At 71.9% G+C, this 14,547-nt stretch carries 13 protein-coding genes; 7 read left to right on the top strand and 6 right to left on the bottom strand.

Going from position 1 to position 14,547, the window contains the following annotated elements:
- Positions 1-228 precede the first annotated feature (228 nt).
- Positions 229-1,071 carry a hypothetical protein gene (locus BR70_RS0106320; protein ID WP_027465370.1) on the bottom strand — a complete coding sequence of 281 codons (843 nt, stop codon included), beginning with the start codon at positions 1,069-1,071 and terminating at the stop codon, positions 229-231.
- A 133-nt stretch (positions 1,072-1,204) separates the two neighbouring features.
- On the opposite strand from BR70_RS0106320, the gene BR70_RS0106315 reads away from it, so the two are divergent.
- Positions 1,205-1,717, top strand: coding sequence for a hypothetical protein (locus tag BR70_RS0106315; protein ID WP_155896804.1), 513 nt, complete (start codon positions 1,205-1,207; stop codon positions 1,715-1,717).
- A gap of 26 nt (positions 1,718-1,743) precedes the next feature.
- On the opposite strand, the gene BR70_RS0106310 is transcribed toward BR70_RS0106315, so the two are convergent.
- The 4 genes from BR70_RS0106310 to BR70_RS22200 all read right to left on the bottom strand — a co-directional run bounded on the left by BR70_RS0106310 (position 1,744) and on the right by BR70_RS22200 (position 6,444).
- Positions 1,744-3,102, bottom strand: a complete 1,359-nt coding sequence (locus BR70_RS0106310; RefSeq protein WP_027465368.1) for a cation:dicarboxylate symporter family transporter — start codon at positions 3,100-3,102, stop codon at positions 1,744-1,746.
- Between the two features lie 183 nt (positions 3,103-3,285).
- Positions 3,286-4,287, bottom strand: coding sequence for an endonuclease/exonuclease/phosphatase family protein (locus BR70_RS22205; RefSeq protein WP_027465367.1), 1,002 nt, complete (start codon positions 4,285-4,287; stop codon positions 3,286-3,288).
- Positions 4,288-4,696: 409 nt separating this feature from the next.
- Positions 4,697-5,356 carry a response regulator transcription factor gene (locus BR70_RS0106295; RefSeq protein WP_231495656.1) on the bottom strand — a complete coding sequence of 220 codons (660 nt, stop codon included), beginning with the start codon at positions 5,354-5,356 and terminating at the stop codon, positions 4,697-4,699.
- Between the two features lie 5 nt (positions 5,357-5,361).
- On the bottom strand, positions 5,362-6,444 hold the full coding sequence (locus BR70_RS22200) for a sensor histidine kinase (RefSeq protein WP_051596697.1): 1,083 nt from the start codon (positions 6,442-6,444) through the stop codon (positions 5,362-5,364).
- A 135-nt stretch (positions 6,445-6,579) separates the two neighbouring features.
- Between BR70_RS22200 and BR70_RS19860 the strand changes: the two genes are divergently transcribed.
- The 5 genes from BR70_RS19860 (at position 6,580) to BR70_RS0106265 (ending at position 11,216) form a co-directional block, all read left to right on the top strand.
- Positions 6,580-7,374 (top strand): COG4705 family protein, encoded by a 795-nt coding sequence (locus BR70_RS19860; RefSeq protein WP_035808250.1) that lies wholly within the window; start codon positions 6,580-6,582, stop codon positions 7,372-7,374.
- Between the two features lie 56 nt (positions 7,375-7,430).
- Positions 7,431-8,102, top strand: a complete 672-nt coding sequence (locus BR70_RS0106280; RefSeq protein WP_027465365.1) for a DedA family protein — start codon at positions 7,431-7,433, stop codon at positions 8,100-8,102.
- A complete protein-coding gene (locus BR70_RS19855) occupies positions 8,099-8,863 on the top strand; it encodes a COG4705 family protein (protein ID WP_035808247.1) in 765 nt (254 codons plus the stop codon). The genes BR70_RS0106280 and BR70_RS19855 overlap by 4 nt, the downstream gene beginning before the upstream one ends.
- Positions 8,864-8,907: 44 nt before the next feature.
- Positions 8,908-9,660, top strand: a complete 753-nt coding sequence (locus BR70_RS0106270; protein ID WP_027465364.1) for an ABC transporter permease — start codon at positions 8,908-8,910, stop codon at positions 9,658-9,660.
- 221 nt (positions 9,661-9,881) lie between these two features.
- Positions 9,882-11,216, top strand: a complete 1,335-nt coding sequence (locus BR70_RS0106265; RefSeq protein WP_027465363.1) for a nucleotide disphospho-sugar-binding domain-containing protein — start codon at positions 9,882-9,884, stop codon at positions 11,214-11,216.
- A gap of 84 nt (positions 11,217-11,300) precedes the next feature.
- Here the strand turns inward: BR70_RS0106265 and BR70_RS19850 are convergent, their stop codons facing one another.
- Positions 11,301-12,062 (bottom strand): GntR family transcriptional regulator, encoded by a 762-nt coding sequence (locus BR70_RS19850; protein ID WP_051596696.1) that lies wholly within the window; start codon positions 12,060-12,062, stop codon positions 11,301-11,303.
- A gap of 239 nt (positions 12,063-12,301) precedes the next feature.
- On the opposite strand from BR70_RS19850, the gene BR70_RS0106255 reads away from it, so the two are divergent.
- The gene (locus tag BR70_RS0106255) at positions 12,302-14,473 is read left to right on the top strand and encodes a phosphocholine-specific phospholipase C (protein WP_027465362.1); all 2,172 of its coding nucleotides are present in this window, start codon (positions 12,302-12,304) and stop codon (positions 14,471-14,473) included.
- Positions 14,474-14,547 lie beyond the last annotated feature (74 nt).

Raw genomic sequence — 14,547 nt, 5'->3', positions numbered from 1 at the left:
TTTACGCCCCGTCGCTTGCCCAGCAAGGTTGCTGAACGGACCCGAAGTGCGGAGTCAGATCGCGGTCAGGACCGCCACGGACGCGGACCGAGACCGCCGCAGGGCCCCGGTCGCCGTCCTCACCACCGTCGAGTATCTGGCGGGCCATGCGTCGAGCATGCCCAGACGGGCGGAGGTCAAAGGACCCAACGGCCCACCTGCCAGGCGACCCCACCACGGCGCGTACCTTCAGCGCACCAGGCAGATCGTGCGGAAGTCGACGTCCGGACCGGGCCGTGTGTACGACGAGCCGCTCTCGAGCCAGTCGGCGGTCGGCGCGATCTGGTCGAGGACCATGTCCTCTTCCGACCGCGCGTCGATGCCCTCGGACGCCCAGTACTCCCGGACTCCGTCCACGTCGCGGTTCGCACCCTCGATCACGGTGTGGTCCTCGGGCAGGAGCTCGTTGCCCTGGTCGTCGGTGTACTCCCCCGGGTCGTACCAGTACATCCACCGCACGCCCTGGTGGGCGTTCGACAACTGGCAGTCCTCGCTGTACGCACCACCGGCTCGCTCGCCATCGCGGTAGGCGGACTTCCGGTCGCCGCCGAGGATCCGCACCGTGCGGTCCCCGATCCGCTCGAGCGTGGCCCGGGCGTCACCGTCGGCGAAGTGCCGCTCGGCGGCGGTCGGCGGCTGCGCCCACTGCTGGGCGTCGGCGGCCATGCTCCGCACCTGTGACGTCAGGACCAGGCCGTTCCACGGCACGGCGATGACCAGCACGACGATCGCCGCGACGACGGCGACCAGTGAGTGGCGCGGTTCACGCCGGCGAGCCCGGACCTGCACGACGAGCACCACCACGGGGATCCCCACGGCGAGCACGGCGCCGATGACCAGCCGCGTCAGCACGCCCCCTGCTCCCAGCCGGTCGTCCATCGACCCGAAGTCGCGCGCCAGGTACGCCCCGATCTGGACCACCCAGCTCACGACGAGCAGCACCGGCAGCACGAGCGCGATGGCGATCGCGTTCCCTCGCCCCGTCGTCGGGCCCGTCCCCTGGTCACGCCAGTCCTGCTGTTCCGTGCCCATGCCGGCCCCCGCCCCCGTGGTGTCGGGACCATCCTGCCAGCAGAACGCGCCCCGGGCCCCGCGGGCGACGCCGCCGCCCCACCCCCGAAGCGGTGGTGCCCCAGCGGCCCCTGTTCCTGCCATGATGACCGACGTGACCACGACCACGCCCCGCGCCGATCCCGACGCCGCTGCCGACGGCTTCCAAGGCGGCTGGTTCCGCATCGACGGCGACCTGGAGCACCTGGACGACGTGGTGTGGCGACCCGCCACGGACGCGGACGACACAGCGACCACCCCCGGCCCTGCCGCCGTCATCGTCGGTGGCGAGCCGCGCGAGCACGTCGGTTCGACGCTGCCGTTGGCGCAGCTGGCGGAGATCGACGTGGCACGTCAACGCACCGTGCGGAAGCTCTGGCTCAGCCCGATCACCATCGTGGTGTGCCTGCTCGTCGTGACCGCGCTCGAGGTCTCGAGGCTGCCGTGGCGCACGGACCTCGGTCGGCAGCTCCTGGTCGGACTCGGCACGGCCCTGCCGGTCGACGCGCTCTGCACCGCGATCTGGTGGCGGATCACGCGTGACCCTTCGGGCGCCGTCGTCCGCAAGATGGGCGGACACCGGACCCGCCAGCAGTACGACCAGCAGCGCGCCGTCCTCGAACGCTGACCGCGCCGCGAGCGTGCCCCGACCCCTCAGCGAACCGGCGCCGACACCGCGGCTGCACCCGCAGCACCCGCAGCAGGCTCCGCCTCCGACGACGGCCGCACCCCTCGACCAGGCCGCAGCACCGCGTCCACCCGCTCACGGTCGAGCTCGCCCTGCCACCGCGCCACCACGAGCGTCGCGACGCAGTTGCCGAGTAGGTTCACGCTCACCCGCATCGCGTCCATGATCCGGTCGGCACCGAGCAGCAGCGCGACGCCAGCGACCGGGAACAGCCCGAGGCTCGTCGCCGTCGCGGACAGCGCCAGGAACGACGAGCCCGGCACCCCGGCCATGCCCTTCGACGTCAGCAGCAGCACCCCGAGTGCGGCGACCTGCTGCTCGAGCGTCAGCGGCACCCCGAACGCCTGGGTCAGGAACAGCAGCGAGATCGACAGGTAGATCGCCGCCCCGTCGAGGTTGAACGAGTAGCCCGTCGGCACGACGAGCCCGGCGACGCTCCGTGAGACGCCGACCTCGGTGAGCCGGGTGATCATCCGCGGCAGCACCGCCTCGGTCGACGCCGTGCCCAGAGCCAGCCCGAACTCCGCGCGGGTGTGCCAGACGAACCGCCAGATCGGCACGCCGGACAGCAGCCGCCCGCCCACGAGCAGCGCCACGATGAACACCGCCGCTGCGCCGTAGCAGGCAGCGATCAGCAGCCCGTACGACCCCAGGGTGTCGATGCCGTACTGCCCGACCACGTACGCCATCGCCCCGAACGCACCGAGCGGCGACAGACGCATCACCCAGCCCAGGATCCGGTAGACGACCTCGAGGCACAGGTCGAGGCCCCGCACGAGCGGCCGCGCACGGTCTCTGCCGATCGCGGCGATCGCCGCGCCGACGAACACCGCGAACACGAGCACCTGCAGGATGTCGTTCGTCGCGAACGCGTTCACGACGCTCGACGGGATGAGGTCGAGGATGAAGGTCCCCGCGTCCGGAGCCGTGCCACCGGCGGTCTTCGCCGCCACGGCGGAGGCGTCGAGCGACGACGGGTCGATCCGCAGGCCGGCCCCGGGGCGCACGAGGTTGCCGACCAGCAGGCCGAACACGAGCGCGCACGACGACGCGAGCAGGAAGTAGACCATCGCCTTGCCGGCGATCCGTCCCACGGAGCGCAGGTCGCCGACGTGCACGATGCCCGTCACCACGACGATGAACACGAGCGGCGCGATCACCATCTCGATCAGCCGGATGAACCCCTGTCCGACGACGTTCAGCACCGGCGCCGCCGCGGGGAAGCAGACCCCGACGGCGATGCCGAGGGCCACCCCGATCGCGATCTGCACGAACAGCGAGTGGTACCAGCGGGCGGGAGCACGATCCGTGGTGGTGACGTCCATGCATCCACCCCACCGCGCGCGTGTTTCGACGACGTTGCGAGTCTGTTCCCACCTGCCGCGCCGCACGCCCACCGAAACAGGGCCGCACGCCCACCGAAACAGGGCCGCACGCCCACCGGAACAGGGCCGCACGCCCACCGGAACAGGGCCGCTCGCCCACCGGAACAGGGGCCGCCGTCCGGATCAGCTGCCGCCGACGACCGTCAGGGTCGGGCGGTGCCGAGCACCGGACTCGTCCTGGCTCGTCAGCACGCTCCACGACCGGACGACTCCGGCCGCCGGACCGACCAGGGTGTGGTCGATGGGCATCGCCAGCCGCGGATCGAGCCACGTCGGCCACGTACCGAGCGCCGCGGCGTGCACGGTCGACGCGGCGTCCCGGCACGAACCGAGACCCCCACCGTCGAAGCTGTCGACCGATCCGTTGAAGTCCCCCGACACGACCACGTCAGCGCCGCGGCCACACTGTTCGCCGACCCACCGCAGATCGGTCCGCCAGCCCGCCAGGCCCCGCCCGATCGGTTGCGGCGCGTGCACGGCGACGATCGTCGGGATCGACGGCCCGGACACCGTCATCGTCTTCACCGGATCGACGCCGGGCGACATCGAGGCGCCGGACGCGCGGTCGGCCCCGACGAGCACCGCCACCTGCGTGCCGGCACCACCCATGAACACCCGCACCGGCCGACCCTGCTGCCCCATCGACCGCGCCACCGCGGTGGCGGACCGTCGGTCGCCCGCGTCGGGGAGCACGACGACGTCCGCCCGTGCGGTCAGTGCCGCGCGGGCGATGCCCTGCGGGCCGACGAGTCCTCCGTTGGTGTTCCACTCGAACACCCGGAGTGCACCCCGGGCACCGTCGACCGGCCGCTCGTCCCATCCCCGCACGCCGAGCACCGCCGTGTTCGCCACGGCGACGACGAGCAGGACCGCCCCGAGCGACGCAGCGACCAGCCGCACGGCTCGCGTACGTCGCAGGACGATGGCGACGAGCACCAGGGCGAGACCGGTACCGACCAGTCCCGCGGTCACGAGGGACCGGGCCGGCAGCACGGCGGCGAGCACCGGAGCCCGCCCGACACCGAGCCAGGGAGCGGCGACGAAGACGGCGCCGAGAACGGCACCGACCAGCAGCACGATCACGACCACCACGGCGGTCCGGACGGCAGCACGACGACGAGGCACCCTCGGATCATCGTGGACGGCAGCCTGCAGCCGCCGGTGAACGGCGACCTCCCGCTGAGGATCCTGCTGGATCTAGCACCCGCCGCACCCGCAGCGGCGCTGGGGACCAGCCCACGCCGTGGGGCGTCACGACACCGGACTGGAGGCCCGGTGCCAGCTGGCACCGACCCTCCAGTCCGTCACCCGCCCACGTCGCGGGCCGCACCCGCGACCGCGGGCAGCTAGCTGCCGTTCGCCTCGACCACGCGCCACACGAGCATGCCGACCGTCACGAGGGTGCCGAGCACCGAGACGATCGCCGCGACGACGCCGAGCCGGCGTCCGCGACCGGGCCGCACGATCGCGACAACCGCGAGCAGATCGTTCGTCGACTCGCTCGTGCCCCCCGCTGGGAGCGGAGGCGGGAGGATCAGGTCGGAGTGCCGAGCTGGTAGCCGGTGCCGCGGATCGTCGTGATGAGGTCCCGGTCGGTCTTCCGCCGGATGTAGTGCACGTATGTGTCGACGGTGTTCTCCTGCTCGCCGTTCTCGAACACGGCGGAGAGCAGGTGCTTCCGCGAGAACGCGCGCGCTGGCTCCGCCGCGAGGAACCGGAGGAGGGCGCTCTCCTTCTCGGTGAGCAGGATCCGCCCGGAGTACGGCGAGTGGATGCTGTGGTCGTCGGGGTAGAAGGTCCAGCCTCCGATCTCCACCCCCGTCCCGGTGCCGGTGTAGTCCCGGGTGAGGGCTCGGAGTCTGGCGGCGAGTTCGTCGAACTCGAACGGCTTCACGAGGTAGTCGTTCGCTCCGGCGTCCAGACCGGAAACGCGGTCGCGGAGTTCGCCGAGTGCGGTGAGCATGAGGACCGGGGTACTGATCCGTCGGCTCCGGATCGCGCCGACGAACTCGGTGCCGTCCATGCCGGGGAGCCGGCGATCGACGACCATGACGTCGAAGTACTGCTCCACCGCCGCGACGAGCGCCTGCTCACCGTCCGGCGCGAGGACCACGTCCCAGTCGTCGCGGAGCACCTCGGCGACGAGCGGCCCGAGCCTGGGGTCGTCCTCGACGAGGAGCAGCCGCTGTCCCATGGCGTTCATCCTTCCCCGATCTTCCGTGTCGTGGTCGGGATGTCCGTCGGTGCGTGGTGTGTCGGGATCCGGAGGGCGAAGACCGTTCCCTGATCGCCGGTGGACTCGACGGTGACGGCTCCTCCGGCGCGGACCGCGATCTCCCGGACCAGCGCGAGCCCGATGCCGTACCCGGTGCGCGTCGCGGCGTGTTCCGGGCCGGGCCGGGTGCCGTGCGCGAAACGTTCGAACACCCGCGCCGGGGCGATCCCGGTGATGCCCGTGCCGTCGTCCTGCACGCGGACGCACACTCGGTCGGGCTCCGATGTGGTGGTCACGGTCACGGTGCCGCCCGGTGGGGTGTGCCCGATGGCGTTGTCGGTGAGGGCGACGAGACACCGGTGCAGCTGTGTCGGCGTCAGGGCCAGGGTGGCGCTGTGGTCGGCCACGCGGAGGCGTACCTGCCGTTCGGCGGCCAGCACGCTCATGTCGCGGCGGAGCACCGCCAACCCGTCCTCCAGACGTGTGACGCCCGGTTCGGTGGGTGTCCCGGCAGCGGCTCCGAGGAGGTCGTCGACGATGTCGATCAGGATCCGCGTGTCGCCGGTGACCTCGTCCACGATGCCGCGGCGCGGATCGTCGGCGGGTGTCTGCATGCGGAGTCGTTGCACGCGGGCATGGAGGACGGCGAGCGGTGTGCGCAGTTCGTGACTGGCGTCCGCGACGAAGGTCCGCTGCACACGCAGCGCCTCGGTCAGCGGGCGGACCGCGCGGCGCGCGATCAACCAGGACGCGACTCCCGCGAAGACGATCGCGAGCCCGCCGACCCCTGCGATCGCGACCGTGAGATCGACGGTGTCCAGGGTGATGTGCACGTCGAACGGGCCGGCCTGCTCCCGCTGCTGGCCGGGGGTGAGCTGCCAGACCACGTACGCGACGACCAGGGCGATGATCCCGACGACCAACGCGGCTGACACTGCCGCGACGCGCACGGCGATCCCGATGACCGAGCGTCGAGACGCGAGGCGATCCGCGTCCTGGTCCGGCTCGCGACGGAGCGACCAACGTGCAACGGCATCGACGAGTCGATGCCATGTGGTGCCGATCATGCGGTCGCTCCGTTCCTTCCCGCGAAGCCGACCAGATCGGTCCACCGGGATTTCTTGGTGAAGTCTTGCAGGCCCCTTCGTACCGTCGTCAAACCGAACCGGGCAGCAGGCCCACGGCACGACGAGGAGCACGCCATGACCCATCTGACCGACAGGCCCCGCCCGCTGCGCAACAAGGTCCCCGACCCGACCCCGTCGTTCTGGATCATCAAGGTCCTCGCCACGACCGTCGGTGAAACCGCAGCCGATCTGCTCAGCGACACCCTCGGGTTCGGTCTCCCGCTGACGACGGCCGTGATGGCCGCAGTGCTCGTCGTGTTCCTGGTGCTGCAGTTCCGGACGCGGGCCTACCGGCCGGTCACCTACTGGGTCACGGTCGTGCTGATCAGCATCCTCGGGACCTGCATCACCGACAACCTCACCGACGGGCTCGGCGTTCCGCTGGGTGTGAGCACGACCGTGTTCGCGGTCGCTCTCGCCGTGGTGTTCATCGCCTGGTACCGGACCGAGCGCACGCTCTCGATCCACGAGATCGACACCACCAGGCGGGAAGCGTTCTACTGGCTGGCGATTCTGTTCACCTTCGCGCTCGGCACCGCGGCCGGTGACCTCATCGCCGAGCAGACCGGCCTCGGCTACCTGCCGTCCCTGCTGTTGTTCGCCGCAGCGATCGCCGCAGTCACTGCCGTCTGGTTCATCGGCCGTCGCGGTGCCGTCACCTGCTTCTGGATCGCGTACATCCTCACCCGTCCGCTCGGTGCGTCGACCGGGGACCTGCTCTCCCAGCCGACACACGACGGCGGGCTCGGCATCGGGACCATCACCACGAGCATCGTCTTCCTCGCCGTCATCGCAGCGCTCATCGCATGGATCTCCGTCGGTCGCCACGAACGCGTGCAGACCGGCGCCCACGAGCAGCTGTCGTCGTGATCGCCCGGTCCCACTGACCGAGTCCCCTTCGCCCGCACCCAGCCGGAAAGGCCACGATGCTCACCGTCCCGCTCGCCGTCCACCTGTTCGACGCCGGATCCGTCCTGCACGCGTTCGGCCCCGCCGTCCTTGCGGGGATCGCAGTCCTCATCTTCATCGAGTCCGGGGTGCTGTTCCCGTTCCTGCCCGGTGATTCGCTCCTGGTCACCGCAGCGATCACGAGCGCTGCACTGGGCATCGCGCCATGGCAGGTCGCGGTCGTCGCGTCGATCGCTGCCGTCGCCGGGGACCAGGTCGGCTACTGGATCGGTCGACGCTTCGGCCGCCGGCTCTTCCGTGCGGGTGCACGGGTACTCACGACCGCTCGGTTGGACGAGGCCGAAGCGTTCTTCACCCGGTGGGGCGGGCTCTCCCTGGTCCTCGGTCGGTTCGTTCCGGTGGTCCGGACCTACGTCCCGCTCGCGGCGGGAACAGCGGACATGCACTACCGCAGGTTCATCCTGTGGAACGTCGTCGGTGCGGTGGGCTGGGCCTGCGGACTCACGGTGGTCGGGGTGCTGCTCGGCGGGATCCCGTTCGTGGCGCACAACATCGACGTCCTCATGATCGTCGTCGTCATCGTCTCGATCCTGCCCATCCTGATCGGGGTGGTCCGAAAGCGAGCGAGCAGCCGGACCGACCGGAGCCGCCCGGACGAGCAGCCCGTGGCGAGCGACCGACGAGCGTGACCGGCACCCGGACACTCCCGACCCGGGTCGCCGAACCGTCCGGGTCGTTCTGGGTGATCAAGATCCTCACCACGGGGATGGGTGAGGCGCTGTCGGATCGGCTCGTGACCCGCTTCGCCCCGGCCCCCACGGTCCTGATCACCGGGGTCGTGTTCGTCGTGGTGCTCGCTGTCCAGTTCCGGTCTCGCCGGTTCTCGCCGTGGAAGTACTGGTCGGCGGTGGCGATGGTCGCAGTCTTCGGCACGATGATCGCCGATGTCGCGCACGTGGTGGCAGGGATTCCCTACCTCGTCTCCACACCGGTGTTCCTCGCAGTCCTCGTCATCGTGTTCGCCGCGTGGCGACGAACCGAGGGGACCCTCGACGTGCACACCGTCACCACCACCCGACGTCAGGGGTTCTACTGGGCAACCGTGATCGTGACGTTCGCCATGGGCACTGCGGCGGGTGACCTCATCGCCTCGACGCTGCACCTCGGGTACCTGCTCGGTGCCGGCGTCTTCCTGGGCGGGATGGCGGTGGTCGTCGCGCTGCGGCGGACGAGGACCCTCGGCCCGGTCGCGGCGTTCTGGACCGCGTACGTCCTGACCAGACCGCTCGGCGCATCGGTCGCGGACTGGCTGGCCGTCTCCCCGCTCCGAGGTGGACTCGGCTACGGCACCGGCATGGTCAGCGTGATCGCGATGCTCGCGATCCTCGTCGTCATCGCGATCACGAGCGACCGCCGACGTTCTGGTCCACGCACGGCAACTGACGGCTGACACCGTTCCGGCCGTACAGTGCACCAGATGAGCGAGCAGCTGACATGACCGAAGACGTCCTGGTGCGCACGGTGCTCGGCGTCCTTGCGCTCGTCGCGACGGCGACCGTCGTCCTGCTCGCTGCTCGCGCATCGGCACCCTGGGCTCCGGCAGCGGCGATCGCGCGAGGTGTCCTGCAGCTCGCTGCCGTCAGCCTCGTGCTCACCGGTGTCATCCGATCGCCCGTCCTGATCGGTCTTGCGCTCGGGGTGATGTTCATCGTGGCGACGTGCACGTCGGCCCGTCGGCTCGGGGACCTCCGGACGATGGTGCTGCCGGTCGCCGGAGCGATGGCGTCCGGCATCCTGGTCAGCGCGGTCGTCGTCTTCGGGAGCGGAGCCATCGCGCTCTCGCCCCGCTACGCACTTGCGCTCGGCGGCATCGTCATCGGCAACGCGATGTCGATCGCGACCATCGCCGGTCGTCGCTTCCGCGAACTCGTCGACGATCGGTGGGACGAGGTCGAGGGGTGGCTCGCGCTCGGAGCGACACCCGGCCGCGCCACCGCGGACCTGGTCCGACGCGCCGTGAGTGCCGCCCTGGTGCCGACGGTCGACCAGACGAGGACGACCGGGCTCGTCACCCTGCCCGGCGCATTCGTGGGGGCCGTGTTCGGTGGCGTGTCCCCGCTCGAGGCCGGGCGCTTCCAGATCGTGGTGCTCGCCGCGATCATGGCGACCGGCAGCATCACCGCCGTGCTGCTGACCCGTTGGCTCGCCCCGGTACGGACCAGGCCGGCCGTCGAGACGACCCGCTGACCGCTTCGCGAGGCCGGCAGCGTGCGCCGGTCCGGAGCGCGAGCGGTACTGCAGCGGGAGCGCCCCGACTACTGCAGACGCAGTACGTCAGCCATGCGCCGACGTGTGTGCCGTCGTGTGCTCGAGGACTCTCACCCACTCCCAGTCCGTGCCGCGCCACGCGCCTGCTCGCCGCGCCTACGCTCCGAGCGTCCGGCCATCCCCCGACGGAAGCGGCCCCCGTGTCCTCGTACCTGCTCTGCGCCCCGCCCGTCTACGGCCACCTCGCGCCCCTCGTCGACGTGGGGCGCGACCTCGCCGAGCGCGGCCACGAGATCACCGTGCTGACGGGGTCCAAGTACCGCGACCTCGTCGTCGGCGCCGGGCTCGGCTTCGTGGCCCTGCCGGCCGACGCCGACTTCGACGACGCCGAGCTGCAGGACCGGCTCGCCGACGCCACGGCGGCCCGCGGGGTGGCCGTCGTCCGCGAGGGCATCATCGCGATGTTCGTCCGGCCGATCCCCTCCCAGTACCGCGCGCTGACGGCCCTGCTGGCAACGAGTCGGTTCGACGCGGTGCTCGGCGAGGCGACGTTCACCGGGCTCGCCCCGTACCTCGCGCTGCCGCCGGGCGACCGCCTGCCCGTGCTCGGGATCGCGACCACCCCGGTGACGCTCACCAGCGTCGACGCCGCACCCTTCGGCACCGCGCTCTCGCCGGGTCGCGGGCCGCTGGCGCGCGCACGCAACCGACTGCTCACGGCGGCGATCCACCCCGTCCTCACCCGGCCGCTGCAGCAGGCCGTCGACGTCGTGCTCGCCGAGGTGGGGGCGCCGCCGTCGCAGACCGGGACCTTCGACTTCGCCTACCGCTGCTTCGACACCCTGTTCCAGCTGAGCGTCGCGGAGCTCGAGTACCCGCGCCGCGAGCTCCCCGACTCGGTCCGGTTCGTCGGGCCGGTCGTGGCCCGCGCGGCACCGACACCCGAGGCCGACCTGCCCGCGTGGTGGGACGACCTGGACACCGACACCCCGGTGGTGCTCGTGACCCAGGGCACGATCGACACCGTCGACCTCGGCCGGCTCATCGCGCCGACGCTCCGCGCGCTGGTGGACGAGGACGTCCTCGTCGTCGCCACCACCGGTGGCCGCCCGGTCGACCAGGTCGAACGCGCGCTCGGCACGGGGCTGCCCGGGAACGCCCGGGTGGCGACCTTCCTGCCCTACGACCAGCTCCTACCGCGGTGCAGCGTCGTCGTCACGAACGGCGGGTTCGGCGGGGTGCAGCGTGCCCTCGCGCACGGCGTGCCGCTCGTGGTCGCCGGGTCGACCGAGGACAAGCCGGAGGTCGCCGCCCGGGTCGCGTGGGCCGGGTGCGGGCGGAACCTGCGCTCCGGGACGCCGCGGCCGGCGGCGATCCGTCGGGCGGTCCGCGAGGTCCTCGCCTCGCCGACCCACCGCGCCCGCAGCCGTCAGGTCGCGGCGTCGATCGCAACCCTGCCCGACCCCGTGGACGTCATCGAGGCCGGGCTGGCGGCGGCCGTCGCCGCCGCCGCGGACGGCTCACAGCGACGCTGATCCCGCCTGCCGGCCCACGCCGTGCGGTCGAGTGGAGACGGACGGGAGGCACGGTGCCAGCTGACCCCGGGCCTCCCGTCCGGCTCATCCCACGTCGTCGTGCCCGGTGCCGGTCAGCGGTGTCGGTGTCGGTGCTGTTGCGGACGCCGTCCGGATCCGGAGCGGCACGGTCCCGGCGACGTACCGGTCGTCGCCCGCCTCGAGCGGGCGGCCGTCCTCGGCGGTGCTGGACCGGCGCACCTGCAGGAGCGCCGCGCCGGGCCGGACGCCGAGGAGCGCGGCGTCGGCGTCGTCCGCGAGCAGCGCGTCCACGGTGGTGACGGCGGAGCCCACCCGGATGCCGAACCGGTCCTCCAGGGTCGCCGACACCGACGTCTGCCCGCCCGGGATCGTCCGGATGACGGCGGCGACCCACGGCGCGTAGGCGGTGCGCTCGAGCATGACGTCGACACCGTCGAGGGAGCGCACCCGCACGACGTGCAGGACGGGCTCGTCGTGCGCAGCGCGGAAGAGGCGCCGCTCACGCACGGTGGCCGGCCGTTCCTCGGTCGCCACCACCCGTCCGCCCGGTTCGTGCCCCCTCGCCCTGGCCAGCTGACCGAACGACTCGAGCCCGCCCGCCTCGTGGCCCAGCGTTGCCGTCCGGACGCGCCAGCGGGAACCCGAGCGCGCGGCGAGGACCTGCCGATCTCGGAGCAGGCCGAGCGCGTTCCGCACGGTGCCGCGCGCGACGCCGTAGTCGGCGGCGAGGTCGTGCTCGGACGGCAGCACCCCGGTGGCGTCGAACTCACCGCGGAGCACCCGGTCGGCGAGGTCCTCGGCGAGGTCCCGGAACAGTCGTCGCACCCGCTGATCCTCCTCTGCCCCGCGACGAGCTGTCCACGTGCGAGGCAGCGTCGGTGCTGAAGATCCCGGAAGGACGGCCCCGAACAGTCGGGCACCCGGACACCTCCGTCCCGTTTCCACCGGACGCGTTCACCCGCCTGCCACGACCAGGCCAGACCCGGTTCAGCGCACCTGGTTGTCATGCTGACGGGCGTTCTCCCACCGGGCGCCCGCACTCCCCACGATCAGGAAGGCCCCCGATGAGCACGAGGAAGCCCGAACACGGCGCACCCGACGTCGACCTGGACGCCGCACCACCGCTGACCCCGGACGCCGCGTACACCGCCGCGGTCCGCCCCGGCCTGAGCCGCCGGACGGTCCTGATCGGCGGCGCGGCCGCGATCATGGCCGGCGTCGCCGCCGGCTCCGCCTTCGGTCCGGGCGCGGCCGACCGCGCCAGCGCCGCGACCGCCCGTGCCGTCCCCACCGGCACGATCGCCGATGTCGAGCACGTCGTCGTGCTCATGCAGGAGAACCGGTCGTTCGACCACTACTACGGCACGATGCCCGGGGTCCGCGGGTTCTCGGACAAGCAGGCGCTCGAGCTGCCGACCGGACACGACGTCTTCCACCAGCCGTCGGCTGCCCGCACCGACGGTGGCGCGATGCTGCCGTTCCGGCTCGACACCACCCGGTTCAACGCGCAGAACGCCGACGGCCTCGACCACTCCTGGGGCGGTGGGCACACCGCGTGGAACGGCGGTGCCTGGAACCGGTGGGTCGACGCGAAGAGCGCCCAGACGATGGGCTACTTCACGAGCGAGGACATCCCCTACCAGCGCGCACTCGCCGGTGCGTTCACGGTCTGCGACGACTACCACTGCTCGCTCAACGGTCCGACCACGCCGAACCGCCTGTACCAGTGGTCCGGCACCATCGACCCCCGCGGTGCCCAGGGCGGACCGGCGACCGACAACCCGGCCGATTACGAACCGGTGTTCGCCTGGACCACCTACGCCGAACGACTGCAGGCGGCCGGGGTCACCTGGAAGACCTACGCCAACGACGAGGTCGGTGACAGCTCCGCCGACCCGTACGTCGGCGACTACGGCGACAACCCGCTCTGGCTGTTCGAGCAGTACCACCGTGCGCTCGCGTCCTCCGACCTCGCCCAGCAGGAGCTCGCCGCGCGTGCCGGGCTGCACGACGGGTGGAAGCCGAACTCGGGCAAGGGCCTCGACGTCACCCACCTGCTCAGCCAGTTCGGGCAGGACTGCGCGACCAACAGCCTGCCGACCGTGTCGTACGTCATCGCCCCCTACGGCTGGAGCGAGCACCCGGCCGCCAGCCCGGACTACGGCGCCCACTACACGAACGCCGTCGTGCAGGCCCTCTTCAGCAACCCGGACACCTGGGCCTCGACCGTCCTGCTCGTCAACTACGACGAGAACGACGGGTACTTCGACCACGTCGTCCCCCCGTTCGCCGAACCCGGCACCCCCGACGAGTACGTCGACGGACTGCCCATCGGCATGGGTGCCCGCGTGCCGATGACCGTGGTCTCGCCGTGGAGCCGTGGCGGGTGGGTCAACTCGCAGGTGGCGGACCACACGTCCGTGATCCAGTTCCTCGAACACGTCACGGGCGTCCGCGAGCCGAACATCTCCGACTGGCGACGGACCGTCTCCGGAGACCTGACGAGCTGCTTCGACTTCACCGCGCCGGACCCGAGCATCCCCGGCCCAGACGTCGTCCCCGGCATCGAGCAGACCCGTGCGCTGGTGGCGGCCGCCGACGCCGACCAGGCGAAGCCGCCGATCGAGGAACCGGCGATCGGTGCGCAGACCCTGCCCGTCCAGGAGCCCGGCACCGTCCGCCGCCGGAGCCTGCCCTACCGGCAGCACGCCGACGCGACCGTCGACCACCGCACCGGCCGGGTCACCGTGACGCTCGCGAACGACGGCCGTCAGGGCGTCAACTTCCTGGTCTACCCGAACACCGCGATGCCGTTCGCCGCCCACCCGAAGACCGTCCCCGTCGGCGCCACCGCCGACTGGGCCTGGGACACCACGACGACCGCCGGTGCCTACGACGTCAGCGTCTACGGACCCGACCGGTTCCTCCGTCGCTTCGCCGGCACCGTCGCTGTCGGTGGTCGGGCGATCGGCGGCGTGCCGCACGTCTCGGTCGTCCGGGACACCCGCGGCCGGCGCACCCTGCAGCTCCTGCTCGAGAACACCGGCGGGGCCGAGCTCCGCTTCGTGCTCGTGGCCAACGACTTCGTCGAGCACCGCGAGACCGCACACGTCCGCGGCTCCGGGCACAAGACGATGCACTGGCCGCTCGACGAGTGGGGGTACTACGACGTGGTCGTCACCGCGGACGGTGTGCCCGGGTTCCGGTACCGCTTCGCCGGACGCGCGGAGCGCTGACCGGGGCCGACCCGCGTGGGTCGGCAGGGGCGGTCAGGCCGCGTCCACGACGAACGGGAGGCCCGGTGCCAGCT

Source organism: Curtobacterium sp. UNCCL17, assembly GCF_000686685.1.
Lineage (GTDB): Bacteria > Actinomycetota > Actinomycetes > Actinomycetales > Microbacteriaceae > Curtobacterium > Curtobacterium flaccumfaciens.
The sequence above is the reverse complement of the archived record's forward strand: the minus strand, read 5'-3'. Positions and strand labels throughout refer to the sequence as shown.

What these genes read in the sequence shown, in the direction of transcription:
- BR70_RS0106270 (WP_027465364.1), top strand. Translation starts at nt 8,908, where the DNA reads ATGACCGAAGACGTCCTGGTGCGCACGGTGCTCGGCGTCCTTGCGCTC.
- BR70_RS19860 (WP_035808250.1), top strand. Translation starts at nt 6,580, where the DNA reads ATGACCCATCTGACCGACAGGCCCCGCCCGCTGCGCAACAAGGTCCCC.
- BR70_RS0106310 (WP_027465368.1), bottom strand. Translation starts at nt 3,102, where the DNA reads ATGGACGTCACCACCACGGATCGTGCTCCCGCCCGCTGGTACCACTCG.
- BR70_RS0106280 (WP_027465365.1), top strand. Translation starts at nt 7,431, where the DNA reads ATGCTCACCGTCCCGCTCGCCGTCCACCTGTTCGACGCCGGATCCGTC.
- BR70_RS22200 (WP_051596697.1), bottom strand. Translation starts at nt 6,444, where the DNA reads ATGATCGGCACCACATGGCATCGACTCGTCGATGCCGTTGCACGTTGG.
- BR70_RS0106255 (WP_027465362.1), top strand. Translation starts at nt 12,302, where the DNA reads ATGAGCACGAGGAAGCCCGAACACGGCGCACCCGACGTCGACCTGGAC.
- BR70_RS0106320 (WP_027465370.1), bottom strand. Translation starts at nt 1,071, where the DNA reads ATGGGCACGGAACAGCAGGACTGGCGTGACCAGGGGACGGGCCCGACG.
- BR70_RS0106295 (WP_231495656.1), bottom strand. Translation starts at nt 5,356, where the DNA reads ATGGGACAGCGGCTGCTCCTCGTCGAGGACGACCCCAGGCTCGGGCCG.